A 22341-nucleotide genomic window follows, 5' to 3' on the forward strand; every position below is an offset into this window, starting at 1 on the left:
TGTCTTACACTTCCTTTCACTTCCGCACTATCTCACGGATAAATTTATCAAGTGGCCAAGTATTAACGACCGTTTCTTTTTTCAGCCAGGCTTTCTTAGCATAATTCACGCCAGTATTCATATGACTCAGTTGATCAATTGCATGTGCGTCCGTATTAATAGCGATATTTACACCCTGTTCCTGCGCCATAATAAGGTGGTCTTTCGCAAGATCAAGACGGTACGGACTTGCGTTTAACTCAAGTATTTTACCATATTCTTTCGCCCAACGAATGAGTTGCGGCACATCAGGATTATACCCTTCTCGTTGTCCAATAATTCGACCCGTCGGATGTGCAATCATATCGACATGCGGATTTTTAATCGCCGCGTGAAGCCGTTCCATTATCACATCCTGCGATTGACTGAAGTTGGAATGAATGGACGCGATAACAAAATCAAGTTCACTGAGGAGATCATCATCAAAATCGAGCGTTGCGTCAGGAAGGATGTCCATTTCCGTTCCACAAAAGATTTCGATATCATCGTATTCTTTATTTAACGTACGAATTTCTGCGATTTGCTCACGCAGTCGTTCTGGTGTGAGACCGTTCGCAACTTTCAAGTACTGAGTATGATCTGTGATGACCATATAGGCATAGCCTTTAGTCCGGCATGCCTCAACCATTTCACGAATCGAGTATGCTCCATCTGACCAAGTCGTATGCATATGAAGGTCTGAACGGATATCCTCTAGTGCCACTAGCCCTGCAAGTTCATCGACACGATCGATTTCGCTGCCATTTCTGCGGACCGCAGGTGGAATGAATGGCAATCCGAAGTGGGCGAAAAACTGTTCCTCTGAATTGAACGTCTCAACGGAACCGTCCTCATTCTCCACTCCGTATTCACTTATTTTCATGCCCTTGGATTTTGCAAGTTGTCGCATCCGGACATTATGATCTTTCGAGCCTGTGAAATGATGGATAGCACTTGCGAACTGTTCCGCCTTTACGAAGCGGAAATCGGCGTCAATCGCTTCTTCCAAGTCGAGTGTCACAGACAGTTTTGCATCACCTGCCGCAATCGTCGACAGAAGCGGCAAAGTTGCAAGTAGTTTTTCCCGTACAATTGCTGGTTCATCCGTCACGAGGATGAAGTCCACATCACTGCTTTCTTCTTCCGTTCGGCGGTAACTCCCAGCGACAGAAAAGTGGCTGATTTCCGGAATCAGATGCAGTTCTGATTCAACGAACGTAACGATTTTTTCCATCTGCCAAATTGGGAATTTCCCTTGCCTAGTCCCTAGAATTTCAATTTCATTCAAAAAATTCTCTTCGGTCTTTTTACCGAAACCAGGAACTTTGCTGACTTCTCCCGCAACGCATGCCGCACGTAGCGATTCAATTGAATCGATGCCGATTGCCTCACGCAGTTTGGAGATTTTTTTTCCGCCGAGTCCCGGAATTTTCAACATTGGGATGAGCCCTTTTGGCACCGCTTCTTCCATTTCCTTTAGAAGGTCGGATTCCCCTTTTTCCAACAAATCGGTAATGACAGCACCTGTCCCTTTTCCGATTCCTTTCAGCTTTAAAATATCATCCATATCGGTTAAGCTGCGTGGATCCAGTTCAAGTACGTTGGCCGCTTTTCTGAATGCGGATACTTTGAAATGGTTTTCCCCCAGCAATTCCATATATAATGCAATTTTTTCTAATGTGCGGATAATCGTTTTCTTATTCAATAACAACACTTCCTTTCTAGAAAAAAGCTCCCCTCCAAAAAGGGGGAAGCCGTTAACTTGTATAGATATACCACCATTTTTTCACAGTCTCTGATAATAGCGGCGTGTGTTCAAACATTGTTTTTGCAAGCAATGAATTACTCAACATGTCTTGGATAAAATCTATCGGTAACATGGCCAGCAAATAGAGAACTAGGAATATTAGTATATAAAACTCGATGAATCCAAATAATGCCCCAGTGATACGCGCTAAAAAACCAAGGACAGGTAAATACGTCAGGAAATCAAACATGGACGCAATGAGCTGAAAAACGAATTTGACGACAAAAAATATCAAAACGAATGCCAGTAAGCGATAAAATGTCCCATCAAGATCAAGCTTGTCGACTGTCATGGACAATTTCGAACCAGCTGTAACACCTGGATATGGAATCCAGAGAACAAATTTTTCCGCGAGTTGCTTATAATACGTATAAGCGACAACGAGTGCGATTATGAATCCTGTCATATGTATGATTTGTACGATAAGTCCTCGTCTGAATCCAGTGACAAGCCCCCCGAACAGGAGGATAATAATTAGTAAATCAAGCATGTAATACCGTCAACCCTTCAACTTTTTCAATTCTTCTTCTAATTGTTCAATTTGCATTTTTAATTTAAGATTATCATGTACACTATTAACGGCGGTTAACACAGCGATTTTCGTACTGTCGAGGTAGGGATTATGGGCACTGATTTCCCTCATCCGTTCATCGACCAGCGAAGCGACCAGCCGCATATGAGTACTTGTCTCGGTACCGACCATTTTATAGGTCTGTCCGTATATATCTACTGCTATACGCGTCTTCTGTTCGTCTGCCAATGATACCACCTCCTACGTAAAAACCCTGTTATCAATCATACCACGAAATTGTTTTGGTTGTGAAATAAGTCGACGAAAGGATGTAATAAATTGAGTAATCGAGTCATTATTGTAAATGATCAAGTAATGAAAAAAGTAATAAATCATTATACCGCTTCCAAAATCATTCGCAATGCCCCGGGCGTCGTTTTTGCTGCAAAGCTGCCGGATACTTCTATCACTGCCTATAAATCTGGTAAAGTGCTGTTCCAAGGCGCAGGGTCTGAACGGGAGGCGGCGCGCTGGGGTACAGCTGAAGGTAAAGCGGGCTCAGTGGCGGTGAAAACAAAAGGAGATTCTCTGCCCGATCGCTTGGCAGAACTATCAGTACTCGGATCGGATGAAACTGGAACGGGTGATTTCTTCGGACCTGTCACGGTTGCGGCTTGTTTCGTCCGTGCCAATCAAGTCGAACTGGTGCGTGAACTCGGAGTTAAAGATTCAAAAATGCTAACGGATGACCTTATGCGGAAAATCGCCCCTGATTTGCAGGTAGCGCTTCTCCATAGTGTATTGACACTTGATAACGCGAAATACAATGAAGTGCAAGCAAGTGGCTGGTCCCAAGGGAAGATTAAAGCTCTCCTCCATAATCAAGCGCTTAAGCATGTCCTTCGAAAAATGGATGGCGAGAAACCCGATTATATTTTGATTGACCAATTTGCTGAACGCGGCATTTATTATAATCATATTAAAGCGGAGTCTGAAATTGTGAGAGAGAATGTGCTGTTTTCTACGAAAGCGGAAGGTCTTCATATGTCAGTAGCAGCCGCGTCTATTATTGCTCGTGTTGCTTTTTTAGAAGAGATGGATCGGCTGAGTGGTATTGCGGGTATGACAATTCCAAAAGGCGCAGGACCAAAAGTGGACGAAGTGGCCGCCAAGATTTTATTGAACAGCGGTGAAGATACATTGAAATCGTTGACAAAGTGGCATTTTGCGAATGCGGGGAAAGCAAAGGCTCTCGCGGCTAGGAAAAATCTTAAAAAATAACAACTAAATTCGGTGCCTCATATTGCCATTTAACCGTCTCTAATCTTACTTAATAGAGGTAAAACACAAAAAATGTAACTTTATCGCTCTTCTTCCGTTCTAATTGATAGAGGTGATTGTTGTGAGAAGACTCGCTTTTTTGCTCATTTTTATTTCTATCCTTACTGCATGTGGTACTGCTGAAAAAAATGATGCCAACCATCAACCCCGTCCAACGGAACCGCTGCCGCCAGCGGAAATCAAAGTGATAAAAGGTGATTTCATTTATCGCTTGTTCACAGAAAAAGACGTGTATGACATTTTTGGCGATACTGCAATATTTGCCGAATTAACATATATCGGCGATCAAGCCACCATCGACATTCCCCATGCCGCTTCTCCCTTCTATTTCCCATTGGAAGAAAGGACACGGGGAATCAGTATCGATTACCCGATGAATGAACCGCTAATTGTGACGACATTAAAAAAAGACGAACCATTGCGCGCGAGATACTCATTTGCCGGAGGGTATAGTGAAAATGATGATGAAAAGATTATAGAATTCATACAGACACTTATTAATGAGGGATTTCCTAAAGGTGAGTATATCATCCATGGTTCCGCCGAATTCAACATTGAGCTTGGCACGATTGATGTGGAACCATTTAAGTTAGAAGCCGAAATCGGATTTATAGTCACGAAAGGCGTCAATGAATGAACATGAACCGCATATTCTGAGCTCCCCCCGAAAAGCAGACACTTTTTGAAAAGTCTTGTATTCGGGGTTTTTCTATGTAATTATCTAGGTCCTGTTTAAATTTAAGATATAGTAATGAACGATAAACTAGTATAAAAACAAGCCTTTCACTTCACCCACTTGTTAATCCCTCAATTTATGCCCTTCCAGTGCGTAAACATAGACAGTGTAATTGACAAGCACCATCTATAATCAAAGCTTTATATTTTTAAATCATCTCCATCTCCAGATAAAATCCCCATCAGGATAAACTGCAGGTATGTATATATTCTTTTTTCTATTTTCATTATCAATAATAAACCAATTGCTATCATCTAACCATTCTTCACTAAAATCCTCTTCTGCGAACTCGTTTTCTTCGTCAACAATCTCCTCGAAAAAAGCCTTGAATTTCTCCATGTTCTTATTAGGTATGATCTTTCCATTTACCCACATACCTTCAACACTAACATTTTCTAGTTCCCCTAAACATTCGTATAAAAAGAAAAGATTCAAAATTCTCACTCCTTAGACGAAATCTTAATGTATTGGCTAGGAACTTCCGCTTTAATCAAATACTCATTATCCCTTTTAGTCCAGTCAATAGCTCTTTTCTTCAAAAAATCAGAGGAAATAACATCTCTTTCTATTATTTTCAGAATTTTCTTTGGAGAAAGTATAACAACATCCTTTACTTTTCTAGACTGTATATCTTTCCTTACAGCAGAAATATCCAATTCAATTGCATTTTCTCCATAATTCCCAATCACATTTTTGTTATTAGTAATACTAGTATAAGGACTATTAGACTTAGCTCTTTTTCTATAACCTCCAAGTATATGTACTGTAACAGTCACTTGGCGACCTTTATATAAACCATCCTTACTAGCTGGAACCAAATCACCTAAACTTGATACATGAGGCTTACCAATTCCATTTGGTCTTGTTGGAGAATGAAGTAAGCTCTCACCTCTGAATTAATTATTGTTTTTGTTATCAGAAGCATTATCTATACCCTTTGCCTTCGAAATATCATGTATCATACCTAGTCCTTTGGCAGGTTTAATGAAAGTGAAAGCTGCAGCTTCCATTCTCTGGTTTACTGTCGCATCTGCACTTAGCATAGCTCCAATATCTTCCGTGTAGAAATCAAACGCTGCCACTGCGTACGAAGTGCCAATTCCGTCTACAGCGTATTTTTTGAAGACAAGGCCGCCCAATGACCCGCTAGGAAATGGATGTCAGTGAGTCCATTCGTGAATAACCCTTCGATAATAAAAATCAGGCTACCTGACCCAAAAAAACTTGAGGTCAGGTAGCCTAAAGATGGTGTTTTTTACGTTTAGTCAAGTGTTTTATTTCTGCTTCAAATCGCTTTGTCAGTCTACAATGCTGTTTTATTATTATCTCTCAGTTTCCCCGAACAAGCATTCCACTGTAGATATACTTCTTTTAATTGAGATTTTTTCTGCTTCACAAGTCTTTGATCGATTTGAGATTTTATTTGTTGCTGCTCATGATCTGCAATTTGTTGTTTCATGATATGACTGTCAGTCAGCATCTAATAGTGTTGTAAATGATGTAAAAAAGTATTCGTAGTCCGAGAAACTACTTGTACCAATTAGTACGTTAATAATAATTAACCTGACTACTATCGCACGTACAGGTTCACAAAGTATAACCTCATGGTTTGCGTTTTTGTTTTGTGAATCAACCTACTATTTCATACTATTTTTGTAAAAATTCAATACTAATTCTATCAACTTTCATTTCAACAAATTTACCAAATAAATTAGAATAATTCATGAAATACTCATCTTCATCCGAAATAATTATTCCAACATCTATTGAGGTCTCATGTAAAAGTCCTCGGATGCAGTATTGATAACCCTTACAAATTTGCTCCAACTCTTTCTTATCTCCATTTATTTCCTCAATAATTAATTCATCTAAAATCGTAAACCCTAGTGAAACGGGATAAATTTGCCCAACCTCAATTTCATAAGGACATACAAATGAAAAACCTGTAAATTGAACCCCTCCAATTTCAAGGCATACTTCCTCTTCAATAAGTGGATTTAATCTTTTAACCATTGCTAAATACTTCATTCCTAGCCCCTCACTATTCACTCTACTGGAGTAATTACTGGGATATTATCACCATTTATTGTTTTCCAGAACTTTTTACCACTTTGTGTATGGTACGTAGTTATTTCACCATTTCTATTTGGCACAGAAGGGATATAGTTCAATCCCTTCTCAAACGACTAATAACCCCAGGGGCTGGCGCCTGAAGTCTAGACACCGCTACAGGTTGAAAAACTTATACTTACCTTTAAAAAATAGCGGTACACAGAATCGAAATTCTGTGTACCGCTTTTGTTTATTTATCCGCGAAGCAAAGCTCCTGCTTCTGTTGTTAATGCGCTCAACACTTTGTCGTGCGCTTTGACGACTTCTTCGTCCGTCAATGTACGCTCGGAATCTGAATATGTCAGCGAAAATGCAAGTGACTTCTTGCCATCTTCAACATTATCCCCTTCATACAAGTCGAACAATCTGATGTCTTTCAACAATTTACCGCCAGCACTTTGAATAACGTTTTCAAGCGTACCTGCTGATGTATCGCTCGAAACGACTAGCGCGATGTCCCTTGAACTCGATGGGAAACGTGGAACCGGAACATATAGCAATTCATCCGTTTCGATAGAAAGGATTTTAGCAAGGTTCATTTCCATGACATATGTGTTTTTCAAATCGCGTTTTTTCTGTTCCGTTGGATGGGTTTGACCGATCAAACCAATCCGTTCACCGTTATAGAAAATGTTTGCTGTCCGCCCAGGATGCATCCCGTCAAGAACAGTTTGTTTGAATGACAGACCTTCAGTTAGACCTAGACTGTCCATCATGCCTTCGACAATCCCTTTCAGGACGAAGAAGTCTACCAGTTTTGTTTCAGCTTGCCATGCATGGTCGACCCACTTGCCAGTTATAACAGCTGCAACATGTTCCACTTCCTGCGGAAGGCCATCTTCTTCTTCTCCAAGGAAAACCGATCCCGTTTCATAAAGTGCCACCGAATCCATACGGCGTGCAACGTTATAAGTGGCTGCCTCTAGAAGATGAGGAATGAGACTTTGACGAAGAATACTGCGATCTTCACTCATCGGCATCAGAAGCTCTGTAACAGGTGCTGTTTCAAGCGCGTAGCTTTGTGCCTGTTCCTTAGATGTCAATGAATACGTCAGTGCCTGGTAGAGTCCTGCGCCTTCAAGGAACGCTCTAACTGTACGACGTTTCGCCTGATATGGTGTCAAGCCACCCGGCGTCGATTCCGTCACAGGAAGCGTCATCGGAATCAAGTCATAGCCGTACATCCGAGCAATTTCTTCGATAATATCTTCTTCAATTCGCAGATCTTGTCTGCGAGTCGGCGCGTCGATAAGTAGTTTGCCGTTCACCGCTTCTGTCGGGATTTGCAGTCTTTCCAAAATCGCCAACATTTCTTCCAGAGGTATTTTCATACCTAGACGGTTGTTAATATAATCCGGAGAAACAACAATTCGTACAGGCGTTTTTTCGAGTTCATCGATAATAACGGACCCTTCTAGCACTTCGCCGCCCGCAATTTCAGACATTAATTGCGCGGCGCGTTCTGCTGCGGCTGTAACTCGATTCGGATCGACTCCTTTTTCAAAGCGCGTACTTGCGTCACTGCGAAGCCCAAGCTCTCTCGACGTACGGCGGACAGATCCCGGTGCGAAGTAAGCCGACTCGATGACAACAGTTGTCGTTCCGTCATGCACTTCAGTATTTAGCCCGCCCATTACGCCGGCAAGCGCCACTGGTTCTTTACCATTTGTAATGACAAGTTGGTGCGCTTCAAGCGTCCGTTCAGTATTATCCAATGTCGTGAATTTCTCGCCTTGCTCTGCAAGTCGGACAGCGATTTCTCCTGTTCCAAGACGATCGTAATCAAAAGCATGAAGCGGCTGGCCGTATTCCATTAGCACAAAGTTCGTAATGTCGACAACGTTATTATGTGGACGTACGCCTGCAGCCATCAAGCGATTTTGTAGCCATAACGGTGATTCTGCAACCTTGACGTTTTTTACAACTTTCGCGACGTACATCGGATTGTCTTCTTTTGCATCAATGCGCAATTTCAGCACATCTTCCGCTTTTTCATTTGAAGCCGTGTAGTTAATTTCAGGAAGCTGAATTCCTTGTGATAAAATCGCGCCAACTTCATAGGCAACACCAATCATGCTAAGTGCGTCCGAGCGATTTGGCGTCAAATCGAATTCAAGTACTTGATCATCAAGACCAAGTAGTGACAGTGCTGATTCTCCAGGTACTGCCGATTCAGGGAGTACGTAAATGCCTTCTGCATAGGCTTTCGGTACAAGCTTCCCTTCAATTGCAAGTTCTTGAAGCGAACAGATCATACCGTTCGATTCTTCACCGCGTAGTTTCGCTTTTTTAATTTTCATGCCGCCTGGCAGTACAGCGCCCGGGCGTGCAACAATTACTTTTTGTCCTTCTGCAACGTTCGGTGCGCCACAAATGATTTGTGTTGTTTCTTCCCCAACGTCCACTTGGCAGATGCGCAATTTGTCCGCTTCCGGATGCTTCACACATTCTTTAACATATCCAACGACAACGTTCGTCATTCCGTGAGAACGATCGATGATTGAATCGACTTCAATGCCGGAGCGTGTAATTTTCTCCGCAAGATCCGCAACAGCAATACCCTCTATATTTACATACTCACTCAACCATTTTGTAGATACTAACATATCAATTCCTCCTTAAGCTTCCGTCCGGTGGAATTGCGATACAAACCGCACGTCATTCGTATAGAAATGACGGATATCTTCCACACCATATTTCAACATTGCAATTCGTTCAGGTCCCATACCGAAAGCGAAACCTGAAACGACAGCCGGATCATAACCAGCCATTTTCAGCACGTTCGGGTGTACCATTCCGGCACCCAAAATTTCGATCCAGCCCGTTTTTTTACAAACGTTACAGCCATCTCCGCCGCATTTGAAACAAGAAATGTCCATTTCAACAGATGGTTCCGTGAATGGGAAGAAGCTTGGACGGAGACGAATTTCACGCTCATCGCCAAACATTTTCTTCGCAAATAAAGAAAGGGTTCCTTTCAAGTCGCTCATCCGGATATCTTCTCCGATGACAAGCCCTTCGATTTGTGTGAACTGATGTGAATGTGTCGCGTCATCACTGTCACGTCGGTACACTTTACCCGGGCAGATGATTTTAATCGGTGCGCCGCCTTTTGCTTCCATCGTGCGAGCCTGTACAGGTGACGTATGTGTACGAAGAAGTATATCTTCGGATATGTAGAACGAGTCTTGCATATCGCGTGCAGGGTGGCCTTTTGGCAAGTTCAGTGCCTCAAAGTTGTAATAATCTTTCTCAACTTCGGGACCTTCGGCGATTTCATAGCCCATGCTAATGTAGAAGTCTTCGATTTCTTCAACTACACGTGTTAGCGGATGGTGATTCCCAGTTCTTGCTGGACGTCCAGGCAATGTGACATCAATTGATTCTTTTTCAAGCTGTTCATTGATTGCCAATTCCTCAAGTTTCACCATACGGTCTTCCAGAACTTCAGTTACCTTTTCGCGGATGACATTGACGAGTGCCCCCATCTTAGGTCGTTCCTCGGCAGGGAGTTTTCCCATCCCTTTCAGTAAATCAGTAATTGGCCCCTTTTTCCCTAAATAGGCAACACGGACTTCGATTAACGCTTTAACATCTGATGCAGCTTCAATTTTTGCAAGCGCCTCATCTTTCAACAGTTCTAATTGTGCTTCCATTGCGATTCTCCTCTCGAAAATAAAAAAAACCCGCCCCTTATAAAAGGGACGAGGACGATTTCGCGGTACCACCCTGATTATCATACCAAAAAGATATGATCACTCAAATCGGAATAACGGTCCGGCACCGGCTCACCTTTACAGCTTTCGCTGGTCCCGGCGGCAGCTCACGGGGTGAACTTCGACACTCATTTACCCATCTGCGCTTTCAGTCAAGGCGCGGACTCCCTTTCGGCTCATGTGTTGTTTACTTTTCCCGATCATCGCTTTTCATTTCTGTTCATAACCAATAGTATACCCGATTATGATTTGTACAGCAACAACATGCAATTTTTACAGTTTGGAGTACGTATAGAGTAAGATTCCAGTCGCAACCGCAACATTTAACGATTCCGCTTTGCCGTACATTGGAATTTTGACTGTGTTGTCCGCCATTGCAAGCAATTCAGGATTGACACCGCTGCCTTCATTTCCAACGATCAATGCAAATTGGGCTTGCGGCCAAATATCGGAGTGATTCACAGCATTTTTTAATCCTGTCCCCAAAACTTGAATGCCCGCTACTTTCGACTTAGCCGTCCATTCAATAAGATCACCTTTGACGATTGGGATATTGAAATGGGAGCCTTGCGCAGACCGTACTGTTTTCGGATTATATGAATCAGCAGTCCCTACCCCAAGAATAACTGCATCCATTCCAGCAGCGTCTGCCGTTCGTATCATCGTACCGACATTACCTGGATCTTGGACTGCGTCAATTAATAAAAGTTTTTTCCATGCTGTATAGTCCTCTTCAGCGTGCACCGGCTGACGGCAATGTGCATAAATGCCCTGCGACTGTTCCGTCTCAGATATTTCTTTCGCAATCGCTTCTGTTATTTCAACAAGTTTCACATCTTCAATAGACCATCCTTCAGGAATTTCAACACCGTCACGGGTGATTAACGCGAGAATTGTCCCATCACTTTTCAATGCTTCTTCAACGAGATGAAAACCCTCGACAAGGAATTCTTTCGACTGATCGCGTTCTTTTCGTGTTGTAACAAGCTTTTTCCAATGTTTCACAAGTGCGTTTTGTGAGGATTCAATGCGTTTCATATATTCTTTACCGCCTTTTTCTTTTCAGTGTAACAAATGACGGTATAGTTGGCGATATTTGTGTCCAAAATGAGTGTGGGAGGTTGATAAAATGGATTTTCAAATAAGAGATGCGATTACGGCAAACATGACGAATAATACAGCGGATGATATCCGTAACGTTGTGGAAGATGCCATCAAGCGAGGCGAAGAACACCTGTTACCAGGCCTTGGGGTGTTTTTTGAAAAGCTGTGGAATAGTTCAGGTGAACAGGAAAAAACAAAGATGGCCGGAGAACTAGCACAAGTATTTTCGGCAAGTTAAACTTTGTAAAAACTTCGTGTACAACTGTCACCCGCACAATTTTCTAGGATGGCATTTGGATAAACATAAAGCCGCTCATTCATTGAGCGGCTTTAGTATTTTAAAACTAGAAATTTCACCAAATCCTTCACGAAATAATTTCATTTATTGATCAAACATATTTTCAGTTTACCATTAACTTTGAATGAATCAGCAAAAAAGCCTAGGTGGCAAACCTGGGCTTTTAAAGTATTTAATTTAATTGAATCAATTTCATAATTGCTTATTTTAATTAAAAACCCTAATATTAACGAAATTTCTTAATAGATTATTCGTTTGCATATATGAGTTCCGTTGATTGCAACGGAAGGCGGCGACTCCAGCGGGAACAGCTAGGAAGAGAAAGAAGTTCACTCTTCCATAGCTGAAAGCCCCGCAGGAACGCAGTGACGAGGAGATTGAAGCCGTGCCCGCGGAAAGCTTCCGCCTGGAGTGTAAATCAACCTTGTTCGAATCTTAGTACAAAATCCTCTTTATGAAATTGATTTAATTATAACAAAGATGCAAGTACAGCTTTTTGTGCATGCAATCGGTTCCCTGCTTGTTGGAAAACATAAGAATTTGGACCATCGATAACAGAAGTCGCTACTTCTTCTTCACGGTGAGCAGGTAAACAATGCAAGAACATGTAATCCTTTTTCGCATGAGCCACCAAACTGTCGTTAATTTGAAACTCTTTGAATGCTTCGAGACGTGCGGCCGCTTCTTCTTCTTGCCCCATACTCGTCCAGACATCAGTATAAACAACATCTGCATCTGTAACAGCCTCAACAGGATTCGTCGTTTCAAAAACACTTCCACCATTTTTTACAGCAATAGCTTGTGCTTTCACTAAAAGATTCGGATTGTATTCAAATCCTTTTGGTGTTGCGACAGCTACATGCATACCCATATGTGCTGCGGCAATGACCAGGGAATGTGCTACATTATTTCCATCCCCAATGTATGCTAACTTCATTCCCTCTAATGACCCTTTCACTTCCAAAACCGTCAGTAAATCTGCTAATGCCTGACATGGATGAAAAATATCCGTCAAGCCATTGATAACTGGAACCGAAGTATGTTGTGCCAATTCTTTCACCATTTCATGTGAGTTCGCACGAATCATGACGCCATCTAAATACTCAGACAGTACATGACCAGTATCATAAACCGATTCCCCACGCCCAATTTGCAAGTCGCGTGCATTCATGAATATCGCATGCCCACCTAGCTGGATCATTCCCACTTCGAATGAAATACGTGTGCGCGTTGAATGCTTCTCAAAAATCATACCGAGTGTTTTTCCCGCCAATAAATTTGGCATCTTGCCAGCTGCCATCTCTTTTTTCATAGTATCCGCTTTATATAATAGATACGCTACCTCATCACGCGTATAGTCCAGTAGTGTCAATAGATCTTTCCCTTTTAATCCTGCTAATATTTTAGTTTCGTCCAAGTCAATCATCACCACTTCTTCATCCCCTATCGTTTATTTCAATTGGTATCTCTGATTATATGTATGCATAAATATAAAGTCAAGTGTATTTTTATAGATATTCATAAATAAAAAAGGCTTAAGCCATTTTACTGGCCTAAGCACACCTTTTAAATCTTATTCGAAAGTGATTTTATTTACAGTATCCCGGTCTAATTTTTTAATAACTGCGACAATCAGTTTTACCGTATTTTCAAAATCTTCACGGTGTAAAATTCCTGCATGGGAATGAATATATCTTGTTGGTATACAAATCGCAAGTGATGGTACACCCTTTCCAGAAAGATGGATTGAACCCGCGTCCGTCCCACCACCTGGAATTGTTTCGAACTGATATGGAATACCATTTTCTTCAGCGGTATCGACTACTAGCTCACGCAATCCTTTATGTGAAACCATTGAAGCATCGAATAATAAAATTTGTGGACCATCGCCCATTTTGCCCGTCGCTTCTTTTGAAGTGACACCTGGCGTATCACCTGCAATCCCTACATCAACTGCAAAACCGATATCCGGTTGAATTTTCGTTGCCGTCGTTCGTGCACCCCGCAGTCCAATTTCTTCTTGTGCAGCCCCGACGCCGAAAACGATATTCGGGTGTTTTTCGCCTTTAAGCGCTTTCATAACATCGATAGCGATTGCGCAGCCGATACGGTTATCCCATGCTTTTGCAAGGAGGTATTTGTCATTTTTCATCACTGTGAATTCAAAATAAGGCACTACCATATCTCCGGGCAGAATACCCCATTCCATTGCTTCTTCCTTTGAAGTTGCTCCGACGTCAATGAACATATCTTTAATATCGACAGGTTTTTTACGTGCTTCCGGTGATAATATATGCGGAGGTTTTGATCCTATAACACCTGTAATTGTATCGCCTTTGCGTGTAACGATTGTCACGCGCTGCGCAAGCATCACTTGTGACCACCAGCCTCCAACGGTTTGAAACGACAGGAAGCCTCTATCATCTATTTTAGATATCATGAATCCGACTTCATCAAGGTGACCAGCAAGCATGATTTTAGGTCCATTTTCTTCGCCCGTTTTCTTCGCAATCAAAGATCCGAGTCCATCCTGTTCGATTTCATCCGCAAATGGCGTTATGTACTTTTTCATCACTTCACGGGGTTCACGTTCATTTCCTGGAATCCCTTTAGCATCCGTTAACTCTTTTAGCATCGCTAATGTATCGTCTAATTTTGTCAATTACTTCGCCCTCCTAAATATGTCCCTATGAGTAGTATATGCGAAAAGTGAAGTGTTATCAAAAAACTAGGTTTTAATATATCCTTAAACAAAAATACCCCCCAACCAAAAGTTAGATTGAGGAATTTTAGTTTACATCAACTATCAAAAGATAATTTTTTGGACGTGTATATAGTGAATTTCCTAGGTGGCTCTAGTGCTGTTATAATAACTCTTTACGCAAATCGGCAGCGCTTTTTGGTGATAGTAAACCAGGTGCAATATCAAATACTGTTTTTGCGCCTGTTTCACCTTTCTCATTCAACCTGTAAGCTGCGCGTGCGTATGCAACGAGTACACTTGAAGTAAATTCGGGATTGCTACCCAGTTTTAGTGAATACTCCATTACTTGTGTATTGCCAACACCTGTCTTACCGCTACGAATTACAAAACCGCCGTGTGGCATTGCCGAGTGGTCCTGCTTCAATTCTTCTTCAGTGATAAAGGTAACAGTCGTATCGTAGTCAGAGAAGTAGTCTGGCATTGTTACAATCGTGTTTCGCACTTCTTCAGCGTCAACGCCTTGTTCCAAGACCACATAGCATTCACGCGTATGTTTCTCACGCGTCGACAATTCTGGTAACGAACCATCCCGCACGCGATCGACTGCATCTGAATCAGGAATCGTATATTGAACAGCACCTTTTACACCATCAATTCTTCTGAGTGCGTCGGAATGTCCTTGGCTTAACCCTTTGCCCCAAAATGTATACGTTGCTCCTTCTGATAATACTGTTTCACCGAACAAACGATTGATGGAAAATAGACCCGGATCCCATCCGACGGAAATGATCGCAGTCTTACCATTCGGTTTAGCCGTTGCATCAACCGATTCAAAGTATCCTGGAATTTTTGCATGCGTATCAAAACTATCGACAGTATTGAAGAGAGCAGAAAGAGCTGGTCCTTGTTCCGGTAAATCATTTTTTGATCCACCGCAAAGAATTAGGACATCAATATCTTCTGTATAATTTTGGATGTCAGACATCATATGAACAGGTATATTGCCATTCAGCAGTTTAACGTCCTCTGGCTTCCTCCTTGTAAATACGCTTACCAGTTCCATATCGTTGTTTTGAGCAATCGCGTATTCAACACCGCGGCCTAAATTTCCATAACCTGCAATTCCGACTCTAATTGTCATCGTTTTTATTCCCCTTTCGATCTAATGCTTTCAATTTCAGCAATTTACTATATAAGTTTATCTCTTTATTCGTCATCTTTCTATATAACTCATCTGCTTTTGCTAAAAAACATTCATCAATCAAGACAAATCCATATCCAGTGCCGCTTTGTCTAATCAAAGGAAGTGCTTCATACTTTAATGGATATCCGCCATCTTCTCTTAAGAACCCTTTTAATGATTTCATATATTTCATAATGGCACTATGAAGTTTTTCATTTCTATGCATCGGTTCTGATGATGTAAAGACGAATGTCGTTGTTTCGCCATATGGACTGCTTCCTTCTGAATTCGCTGCATGTTCTGCAACCCATCCTGTAAAACGGCCATTGTCGGCCAATTGAATGATTTTATCAAAAACCGTACTTAAAATTTCATTTATCATAAAAGACAAGTCTGGTTCTTCTTCTATCAACTTTTCATTATCAAAGTGCATGACCCATCCTGCAGTCGTCATTTCACGATCCAAAACTGTTTCAATTTCAATATACGGACCCGGATTTCGTGACTCGTCATGGTACAGTTCTGCAAGAGTGATTTGCATATCATTCTGCACGGACTCCGGAATAGTCATAAGCATTTGCTTGTCTATCGTCACTAAATCATTTACTACTCTTCCAAAATAAAACGGAATTTCTTTCTGTATGCTTATCAAAGCTGAAGCCAATCTAGACTTTTCATCGTCTGCACGAATATTTAGTTTAAATGGAATCGTCACCACATGACCAACGCTAGTCCAAATAACTGCTTCCATAAAAATCGCTTCGATGGATGAATACGCATGCTTCACTACAATTCCCGCTTTAACGACAGAATTCGCCTCAAAGTGATTTGTTTGAATAAATATTTCAATTGAAGTATCAGATGCGATATGTGCAATTACTGGTGATCCTAAATTGAATGATTGGTGAACATTCATATATTCAGGTTTATTCAAATCGGCAACTTGGCGTTCTGACAAATCCCTAGCGTAAAAAGGCTCGTAGTAATCCTCCAATTCCAGTTCAACAAAAATATACTGTTTTTCAATTTGCGCTTCATTCTTTGTATTATCTTGTTTACTGAAAAGTTTTTTAAGGAAACTCATTCATTTCTCACCTCTTTTTCTATCAGATCTAATCGTAATCTTATCGCTACAGTTCGTATTATGGCAAACCAAATGGATTGTTCACAATCTATCCTTTTCCCCTTAGCTCAAACTAATGCTAAAATATAGAACGGTATCTATATAATTGAAAAGAGGCTACATTATGCGTGGGTTTGTTTACCTCATTGTATTTTTCTCGTTTTTCGACTTATTTTCACAACTTCCCGTTATGAGTCCATTTGCATTATCACTTGGTGCTACGCCATTCCTCGTAGGACTTGCGGTAGGTATCTATTCATTTTCTAACACAATCGGGAATGTCATTTCAGGTTTCATGACCGACAAACGAGGTCCATTCCTCATACTAGTACTCGGACTTTTTGCGACAGCGATTTCTCTCTTCCTCTACGCGTTTGTTTCTGGGCCGATGTCACTGCTCGGGGTGCGATTCGTTCATGGTTTTATGGAAGGACTAATTGTTCCCGCAGCCTTCACTTTCCTAGCAAATCGTGCAGAAGGTTCAAAACGTGGTAAAAGTGTTGCAATTTCGGGTGCATTCGTTGGAATGGCCGCAATTTTAGGACCTGCATACGGCGGTATTGTTGCTGCGAAAACAAGCACCTCATACATTATGGCGGTCAACGGCGGGATTATGCTGTTGTTAGCAATACTAGCATTCTTTGTTCTTCGTTCTTATACATATGTACGAAAACAACCTTCACAAGGTGCTGGTGAATTCCAGGTTATTAATCTGTTCCAGCATCCCGGAATGGTCAGAGCTTTTGCTGGGGCATTCTTTTTAATGTTTTCACAAGGTGTACTAGCTCTTGTTTTACCGTTAAAAGTAGCTTCGCTCGGATTCGATACGAAAACGACGGGGTTATTATTAAGTACATTCGGCGTGGTTGCAATTCTAATCTTTTTATTACCCATTAATCGAATTTTTGACCGCGTACGACCGGTTGTGACGCTAGCATTCGGAATTGCACTCATGGGATTGAGTATGTTGTTCCTAAGCCAAATTGAAGAATTGAATTACTTGTATGTCGCAATGGGTATTTACGGAGCGGGATTTGCTTTCCTATTCCCATCGATCAACTCACTGCTAATCGATTCTTCGTCTGCTGAATTCCGTGGAAAAGCTTATGGTTATTTCTATGCATTCTTCTCAATAGGCGTTGTTGCTGGTTCGGGACTTATCGGCTTCCTCGACCTAGAATATCGAGGAGCATTCATGCTGACTGGTTTCCTCCTGCTGGCAGTTGCTCTGTATGCGTTAATTGGCTTAACAAAAAGAGAAGCTATTGACAAATCAGAGTAGGTCGTTTAATGTCAGATACGAAATGAATACCCTGTTCGGGAGAGGTTCATAGCGACCCTCTTAAAAAAACTATGGATTACGGAATTTAAGTCATGTGCATTCGATATGGCTCTTTTTTCCGGCGCCTATGGACCTCCCTGACAAATTTATGGGAGGTTTTTTAATTGGCTGGAAGAGATGAGGCAACACTGACCGACTTAACTTTACTCGGTAATCAAAACACAAAATACGTGTATGAATACAACCCTGACGTTTTAGAGTCAGTCGACAACATGCATATCAATCGTGATTATTTCGTGAAATTTAATTGTCCTGAATTCACTTCACTTTGCCCAATGACCGGGCAACCCGATTTTGCAACGATGTATATCAGTTTCATTCCAGACAAAAAGCTAGTAGAGAGTAAAGCACTTAAATTATATCTCTTCAGTTTCCGCAATCATGGCGATTTCCATGAAGACTGTGTCAATATCATTATGAATGATTTAATTAAACTGATTGAACCACGTTACATCGAAGTATGGGGTAAGTTCACACCACGCGGCGGATTATCAATAGACCCTTATTGTAACTATGGTAAACCCGGCACGAAATACGAAAAAATGGCAGAACACCGGATGATGAATCATGATATGTATCCGGAAAAAGTAGATAACCGTTAAAAAATTAAGCTTAAGGTAGTAAACGCTACCCCAATTGCTATGTGGATTTAAATTGTTGTCACCCGTTATTGATGAGCGGTTGGACTATACTTAACATCATTGAAGATAAATCAGTTGTCTATTCAGAAGAATAAAGAGGCAGGTACTATCCCATTTTGGAATAGTACCTGCCTCTTTTTTTCAAAGTTCATCAAGCATTTTGCATTTGATAATTCTTGATTTCTTCCATGAACGGATCACCGTATCGTTCCAATTTCGCAAGTCCTACACCGTTTACTTCTAGGAACGCATCATTCGTGATTGGCATTCTTGCTGCCATGTCCCGTAATGTTTTATCGGAAAAGACAACGAACGGTGGTACACCGGCTTCTTGAGCCAGTTTCATACGAAGTGCACGGAGCTGATCGAATAACGGATCATCATTTGCGACTTGCATAGTAACAACAGAAACTTTGCGATGTACTGTCACCTTGCCTGTCAGTACATCTTTTCCTGCTTCACTAACATAAATGGTCGGAAATTGCCCATTTTCCACGCCAAGATAACTTTCCGAAATTATAAACTCAATAAAATCAGAAATGTCTTTAGCGCTGCGTCCTTTCATCAAACCATATGTCGTTAATTTATCGAAACCGAATTCAATCACTTTCTTGTTCCGTGATCCGGTTAATACTTGCGCAATCATAGACTTACCAAATCGTTGGCCCATTCGAATGACGCATGACAATACTTTTTGAACATCTTCCGTGACGTCTGTACTTTCACGAGTGTCAGTGCAATTGGCACATCTTCCACAATCCACTACATCCGTCTCTCCGAAATACAAGATAATGAACTTTTGTAGACAAGTTTCCGTATGGCAATAATCAATCATGGACTGTAATTTCTCCAGCTCAGCGGGAATTCTACTTTGGTCTTGCGATTGGTCAATTAAGAAACGTTGTGTTTGCACATCCTGCGATGAAAAGAGCACCGTACATGCACTATCGAGCCCATCACGGCCTGCACGGCCTGCCTCCTGATAATAACTCTCCATGTTTTTCGGCATTTGGTAATGAATAACGTAACGAATATTGGACTTGTCAATTCCCATTCCAAATGCATTCGTCGCTACCATAACAGCGGCTTCGTCATTTAAAAAGCGGTCTTGGCCGGATTGGCGTTCAATATCCCCAAGTCCAGCATGGTATTTTGCGACTTTCACTCCACTTCTTTGTAGAAAGTCATGCACTGAATCGACGGCTTTACGAGTCGCGGCATAGATGATACCCGCTTCCCCTTCATTTTTCCGAACATATTCTTTTACGAATTTCTCACGGTCTTGCCCTTTAACAACGGAAAAAGTTAGATTTGCTCGTTCAAAACCAGTCATTACTGTATTATTTTCACTAATTCCGAGCTGCTTGCAAATATCTTCCCGAACTGCCGGCGTAGCAGTAGCTGTTAAAGCAAGTAGAACCGGTTTTTTATCAAACAAAGAAACGATGCTACTAATATTTCGATAACTAGGTCGGAAATCGTGACCCCATTGTGAAATACAATGCGCTTCGTCGATGGCAACCATCGGAATTTTCATCAAACGCAACTGATTTTTAAAAGAGGGAGAGTCAAGACGTTCTGGTGCCACATAAAGAAGCTGATATTCACCCTGCACAGCTCTTTCCATCGTATCAAAGTATTCCTCCGATGACATCGAACTGTTGATGTATGCTGCCGGAATCCCAACTTGATGGAGCGCGTCAACCTGGTCTTTCATCAATGAGATTAGTGGTGAAATAACGAGGACTGTACCATCCATCACAAGTGCGGGAACCTGATAACAAACAGACTTACCGCCGCCAGTCGGCATAACACAAAGCATATCTTGATAATCCATAACACCACGGATTACTTGCTCTTGTCCTATCCTGAAAGAAGGGTATCCGAAATACGTTGTTAATATCTTTAATGCTTTTTCGATTTTTACCGTCTCCTTCCAATATATGTCGATATTAAAATAGCCTTAGTCAGAAACTGGGGACTAGACGAAGAAAAAAGCACCGGGTAATGGTGCTTTTTGTAGGTTTAGTTTTCAAAAAGCATACGTTCCTCGTCGCGGCTATGTATTTCATTGACGACAATCAAAGCGTGAAATTTGTGTAGTGCAGCAGGGCTTAAATTTTCTTCTTCGCGCAATTGCTCAATGTCTTTCACAATAATTCGCAGTAAATCATGATCCCGTGTCAATTGAATAACTGCGTCCTTTAAGTCCGGGTTGCGTTCAGCAACTTCTCCGTAAAATCCTTGTTCTTCCGCATCCGCATGACTAATAACACGTGTCTTCCAATATTCAATCAAGTCATCTGCCGCTTGATTCGCTAATTCAGATCTCCCTGTTTTAAGAAATCCATCATACCCTCTGTTTTACCCATTGCTCCTGAAAGTCCACCTTCATGTATCGCGCGGTGAGAGTGAAGGTGTTTGAGTGCAGGTCCAGCCATTTCAATCATCCTTTCATCTCGAGCATTTCTTTAAGAATACCAGATTTGAAGGCATAATGGAATGATTGCCGGGTTATCATTAGATCAGTTTCGTTTTCAACACAGCTTTGCCTTCTGCCACTTCGATTTCTGCGTATGCGCCGTTGACAAATGTCATTTGAGGAGGCACATGTCCGATATCTGCATTGTAAACGATTGGAATACCTGTCAGCTTGGACAGTCTTTCCATTGCATCTACATCACTAAACCCACCTTGGGCGATTCCTGCCGCTGTCCTGCCGAATAGGATGCCTGCAGTATTATCCAACCAGCCTGCATTATGCATTTGAAGAATAGATCTATAGAAATCGGAAGCATCCAATTCACAATTCTCAAGCGCCCATACAATTTGATCATTCGCAACATATTTTTCCCGGAATGTTTTTACGTCCCCAAATGGCGTTCCAATAAGATGACGGATTGTGTCAATACAGCCAGCTAATAGCCGTCCTTCAAACCGAACAGGATGATCTCCTATCGTTTCCCATGCTGTCTCCATATCCAATTTAAAGACATAAGGATCTGGTGTTGCAAAATGCTGCCATTCTGATTGGAACTTTTCAGATGAATGCTGAATAATTGTATCCCCAGCGGATGCCTTAAGCACTTCCAGGAATTTCGAAGTAACTGGGTCCCATTCATCACTCCTTAAATCAACAAAATTTGTTCCATGAACTGTAGCGATGCCAGTTAATAGTGTAATCGTCAACAGCAATGTACTAGTATCCGAGTAACCCATTGCCCATTTCGGCTTCAATTCTTCGTAATTTATAAGCGGAAGAATTTCAGACAAAAAGTGGCCGCCCCATGGAGGGATAACCGCATTTATATTATCATCCGTCATCATATCTAGAAATTCCTTAACACGTATTTCTTTCGGTGCTGAAGTCAGTTTTTCATTCGTCCAGACAGTCTCCCCAAGGAGTACGGTGTATCCCCTTTTCTCAAATTGATGGGCGGCTTTTCTCAGCAGATGATGCAACTCACTTTCAACACCTGATGAAGTCGCGGTGACTCCGATTGTTTGGCCGATGCCTATTGGTTCAGGATAACGAATCATGGTCATTTCCCCTACTTTCAATGATCTTTTTATAATCGAGTCAATTTCATAATTGCTTATTTCGATTAAAAACCCTAACATTAACTAAATTTCATTATCGATTATTCTTTTGCATAGATAAGTTCCGTTGATTGTAACGGAAGGCGGCGACTCCAGCGGGAACAG

Annotated in this window: 24 protein-coding genes, 1 riboswitch and 1 other annotated feature; of the genes, 5 read left to right on the plus strand and 19 right to left on the minus strand. The window is 41.5% G+C overall.

The genetic code is table 11. The features are described 5' to 3' along the window. Nucleotides 1-16: 16 nt before the first annotated feature. Genes polX through zapA form a run of 3 tightly spaced genes read right to left on the minus strand, consistent with a single transcriptional unit; the run spans nucleotide 17 to nucleotide 2585 of the window. Nucleotides 17-1723, minus strand: a complete 1707-nt coding sequence (gene polX / locus AC25Y6_RS12145) for a DNA polymerase/3'-5' exonuclease PolX (RefSeq protein ID WP_482104979.1) — start codon at nucleotides 1721-1723, stop codon at nucleotides 17-19. 52 nt (nucleotides 1724-1775) lie between these two features. Then, nucleotides 1776-2315: a CvpA family protein gene (locus AC25Y6_RS12150; RefSeq protein WP_482099712.1), complete on the minus strand. Its 540-nt coding sequence runs from the start codon at nucleotides 2313-2315 to the stop codon at nucleotides 1776-1778. 9 nt (nucleotides 2316-2324) lie between these two features. After that, entirely contained in the window at nucleotides 2325-2585 is a 261-nt protein-coding gene (gene zapA, locus AC25Y6_RS12155) for a cell division protein ZapA (protein ID WP_488143216.1), read from the minus strand. 90 nt (nucleotides 2586-2675) lie between these two features. Here zapA and rnhC point away from each other — a divergent pair, with 90 nt between their 5' ends. Then, entirely contained in the window at nucleotides 2676-3617 is a 942-nt protein-coding gene (rnhC, locus tag AC25Y6_RS12160) for a ribonuclease HIII (protein WP_488143217.1), read from the plus strand. Nucleotides 3618-3720: 103 nt separating this feature from the next. After that, the gene (locus AC25Y6_RS12165) at nucleotides 3721-4314 is read left to right on the plus strand and encodes a hypothetical protein (RefSeq protein WP_488143218.1); all 594 of its coding nucleotides are present in this window, start codon (nucleotides 3721-3723) and stop codon (nucleotides 4312-4314) included. A 252-nt stretch (nucleotides 4315-4566) separates the two neighbouring features. Here AC25Y6_RS12165 and AC25Y6_RS12170 read toward each other — a convergent pair whose 3' ends face one another. The 8 genes from AC25Y6_RS12170 to AC25Y6_RS12205 all read right to left on the minus strand — a co-directional run bounded on the left by AC25Y6_RS12170 (nucleotide 4567) and on the right by AC25Y6_RS12205 (nucleotide 11279). Beyond that, nucleotides 4567-4848, minus strand: coding sequence for a hypothetical protein (locus tag AC25Y6_RS12170; RefSeq protein WP_488143219.1), 282 nt, complete (start codon nucleotides 4846-4848; stop codon nucleotides 4567-4569). 5 nt (nucleotides 4849-4853) lie between these two features. Then, nucleotides 4854-5231 (minus strand): hypothetical protein, encoded by a 378-nt coding sequence (locus AC25Y6_RS12175; RefSeq protein WP_488143220.1) that lies wholly within the window; start codon nucleotides 5229-5231, stop codon nucleotides 4854-4856. A gap of 78 nt (nucleotides 5232-5309) precedes the next feature. Continuing rightward, nucleotides 5310-5495, minus strand: coding sequence for a hypothetical protein (locus AC25Y6_RS12180; RefSeq protein WP_488143221.1), 186 nt, complete (start codon nucleotides 5493-5495; stop codon nucleotides 5310-5312). A 221-nt stretch (nucleotides 5496-5716) separates the two neighbouring features. Continuing rightward, nucleotides 5717-5893: a hypothetical protein gene (locus tag AC25Y6_RS12185; protein ID WP_488143222.1), complete on the minus strand. Its 177-nt coding sequence runs from the start codon at nucleotides 5891-5893 to the stop codon at nucleotides 5717-5719. A 167-nt stretch (nucleotides 5894-6060) separates the two neighbouring features. Continuing rightward, nucleotides 6061-6441 (minus strand): hypothetical protein, encoded by a 381-nt coding sequence (locus AC25Y6_RS12190; RefSeq protein WP_488143223.1) that lies wholly within the window; start codon nucleotides 6439-6441, stop codon nucleotides 6061-6063. Nucleotides 6442-6719: 278 nt separating this feature from the next. Continuing rightward, the gene (pheT, locus tag AC25Y6_RS12195) at nucleotides 6720-9131 is read right to left on the minus strand and encodes a phenylalanine--tRNA ligase subunit beta (RefSeq protein WP_488143224.1); all 2412 of its coding nucleotides are present in this window, start codon (nucleotides 9129-9131) and stop codon (nucleotides 6720-6722) included. A gap of 12 nt (nucleotides 9132-9143) precedes the next feature. Continuing rightward, the gene (gene pheS / locus AC25Y6_RS12200; protein WP_488143225.1) at nucleotides 9144-10181 is read right to left on the minus strand and encodes a phenylalanine--tRNA ligase subunit alpha; all 1038 of its coding nucleotides are present in this window, start codon (nucleotides 10179-10181) and stop codon (nucleotides 9144-9146) included. Nucleotides 10182-10222: 41 nt separating this feature from the next. Then, nucleotides 10223-10454, minus strand: a binding site (T-box leader). Between the two features lie 60 nt (nucleotides 10455-10514). Continuing rightward, on the minus strand, nucleotides 10515-11279 hold the full coding sequence (locus AC25Y6_RS12205) for a TrmH family RNA methyltransferase (protein WP_488143226.1): 765 nt from the start codon (nucleotides 11277-11279) through the stop codon (nucleotides 10515-10517). A gap of 91 nt (nucleotides 11280-11370) precedes the next feature. Between AC25Y6_RS12205 and sspI the strand changes: the two genes are divergently transcribed. Further along, complete coding sequence (sspI, locus tag AC25Y6_RS12210) at nucleotides 11371-11583, plus strand: small acid-soluble spore protein SspI (protein ID WP_482099723.1); 213 nt, start codon at nucleotides 11371-11373, stop codon at nucleotides 11581-11583. A gap of 529 nt (nucleotides 11584-12112) precedes the next feature. On the opposite strand, the gene argF is transcribed toward sspI, so the two are convergent. The 4 genes from argF to AC25Y6_RS12230 all read right to left on the minus strand — a co-directional run bounded on the left by argF (nucleotide 12113) and on the right by AC25Y6_RS12230 (nucleotide 16614). Next, nucleotides 12113-13069: an ornithine carbamoyltransferase gene (gene argF / locus AC25Y6_RS12215; RefSeq protein ID WP_482105162.1), complete on the minus strand. Its 957-nt coding sequence runs from the start codon at nucleotides 13067-13069 to the stop codon at nucleotides 12113-12115. 147 nt (nucleotides 13070-13216) lie between these two features. Further along, nucleotides 13217-14305, minus strand: coding sequence for a M42 family metallopeptidase (locus AC25Y6_RS12220; protein WP_488143227.1), 1089 nt, complete (start codon nucleotides 14303-14305; stop codon nucleotides 13217-13219). A gap of 202 nt (nucleotides 14306-14507) precedes the next feature. Next, nucleotides 14508-15488, minus strand: a complete 981-nt coding sequence (locus tag AC25Y6_RS12225; protein WP_488143228.1) for a diaminopimelate dehydrogenase — start codon at nucleotides 15486-15488, stop codon at nucleotides 14508-14510. Continuing rightward, nucleotides 15478-16614 (minus strand): hypothetical protein, encoded by a 1137-nt coding sequence (locus AC25Y6_RS12230; RefSeq protein ID WP_488143229.1) that lies wholly within the window; start codon nucleotides 16612-16614, stop codon nucleotides 15478-15480. The genes AC25Y6_RS12225 and AC25Y6_RS12230 overlap by 11 nt, the downstream gene beginning before the upstream one ends. Before the next feature lie 163 nt (nucleotides 16615-16777). Between AC25Y6_RS12230 and AC25Y6_RS12235 the strand changes: the two genes are divergently transcribed. Continuing rightward, on the plus strand, nucleotides 16778-17935 hold the full coding sequence (locus AC25Y6_RS12235) for an MFS transporter (RefSeq protein WP_488143230.1): 1158 nt from the start codon (nucleotides 16778-16780) through the stop codon (nucleotides 17933-17935). Between the two features lie 35 nt (nucleotides 17936-17970). Beyond that, nucleotides 17971-18014, plus strand: a riboswitch (PreQ1 riboswitch). Nucleotides 18015-18099: 85 nt separating this feature from the next. Next, entirely contained in the window at nucleotides 18100-18597 is a 498-nt protein-coding gene (queF, locus tag AC25Y6_RS12240) for a preQ(1) synthase (RefSeq protein WP_488143231.1), read from the plus strand. Nucleotides 18598-18787: 190 nt separating this feature from the next. Here the strand turns inward: queF and recQ are convergent, their stop codons facing one another. The 4 genes from recQ to AC25Y6_RS12260 form a co-directional block, all read right to left on the minus strand. Continuing rightward, entirely contained in the window at nucleotides 18788-20557 is a 1770-nt protein-coding gene (gene recQ / locus AC25Y6_RS12245; RefSeq protein ID WP_482105163.1) for a DNA helicase RecQ, read from the minus strand. Nucleotides 20558-20661: 104 nt separating this feature from the next. Continuing rightward, on the minus strand, nucleotides 20662-20934 hold the full coding sequence (locus AC25Y6_RS12250) for a hemerythrin domain-containing protein (RefSeq protein ID WP_488143232.1): 273 nt from the start codon (nucleotides 20932-20934) through the stop codon (nucleotides 20662-20664). A gap of 20 nt (nucleotides 20935-20954) precedes the next feature. Then, a complete protein-coding gene (locus tag AC25Y6_RS12255) occupies nucleotides 20955-21077 on the minus strand; it encodes a hypothetical protein (RefSeq protein WP_488143233.1) in 123 nt (40 codons plus the stop codon). A gap of 79 nt (nucleotides 21078-21156) precedes the next feature. Beyond that, nucleotides 21157-22176 carry a S66 family peptidase gene (locus AC25Y6_RS12260; protein ID WP_482099731.1) on the minus strand — a complete coding sequence of 340 codons (1020 nt, stop codon included), beginning with the start codon at nucleotides 22174-22176 and terminating at the stop codon, nucleotides 21157-21159. Nucleotides 22177-22341: the final 165 nt, after the last annotated feature.

This window comes from Sporosarcina sp. Y1004 (assembly GCF_057669665.1).

What these genes read in the sequence shown, in the direction of transcription:
- AC25Y6_RS12150 (WP_482099712.1), bottom strand. Translation starts at nt 2,315, where the DNA reads ATGCTTGATTTACTAATTATTATCCTCCTGTTCGGGGGGCTTGTCACT.
- AC25Y6_RS12185 (WP_488143222.1), bottom strand. Translation starts at nt 5,893, where the DNA reads ATGCTGACTGACAGTCATATCATGAAACAACAAATTGCAGATCATGAG.
- AC25Y6_RS12190 (WP_488143223.1), bottom strand. Translation starts at nt 6,441, where the DNA reads ATGAAGTATTTAGCAATGGTTAAAAGATTAAATCCACTTATTGAAGAG.
- pheT (WP_488143224.1), bottom strand. Translation starts at nt 9,131, where the DNA reads ATGTTAGTATCTACAAAATGGTTGAGTGAGTATGTAAATATAGAGGGT.
- pheS (WP_488143225.1), bottom strand. Translation starts at nt 10,181, where the DNA reads ATGGAAGCACAATTAGAACTGTTGAAAGATGAGGCGCTTGCAAAAATT.
- AC25Y6_RS12205 (WP_488143226.1), bottom strand. Translation starts at nt 11,279, where the DNA reads ATGAAACGCATTGAATCCTCACAAAACGCACTTGTGAAACATTGGAAA.
- sspI (WP_482099723.1), top strand. Translation starts at nt 11,371, where the DNA reads ATGGATTTTCAAATAAGAGATGCGATTACGGCAAACATGACGAATAAT.
- argF (WP_482105162.1), bottom strand. Translation starts at nt 13,069, where the DNA reads ATGATTGACTTGGACGAAACTAAAATATTAGCAGGATTAAAAGGGAAA.
- AC25Y6_RS12225 (WP_488143228.1), bottom strand. Translation starts at nt 15,488, where the DNA reads ATGACAATTAGAGTCGGAATTGCAGGTTATGGAAATTTAGGCCGCGGT.
- AC25Y6_RS12230 (WP_488143229.1), bottom strand. Translation starts at nt 16,614, where the DNA reads ATGAGTTTCCTTAAAAAACTTTTCAGTAAACAAGATAATACAAAGAAT.
- AC25Y6_RS12235 (WP_488143230.1), top strand. Translation starts at nt 16,778, where the DNA reads ATGCGTGGGTTTGTTTACCTCATTGTATTTTTCTCGTTTTTCGACTTA.
- AC25Y6_RS12255 (WP_488143233.1), bottom strand. Translation starts at nt 21,077, where the DNA reads ATGGCTGGACCTGCACTCAAACACCTTCACTCTCACCGCGCGATACAT.
- AC25Y6_RS12260 (WP_482099731.1), bottom strand. Translation starts at nt 22,176, where the DNA reads ATGATTCGTTATCCTGAACCAATAGGCATCGGCCAAACAATCGGAGTC.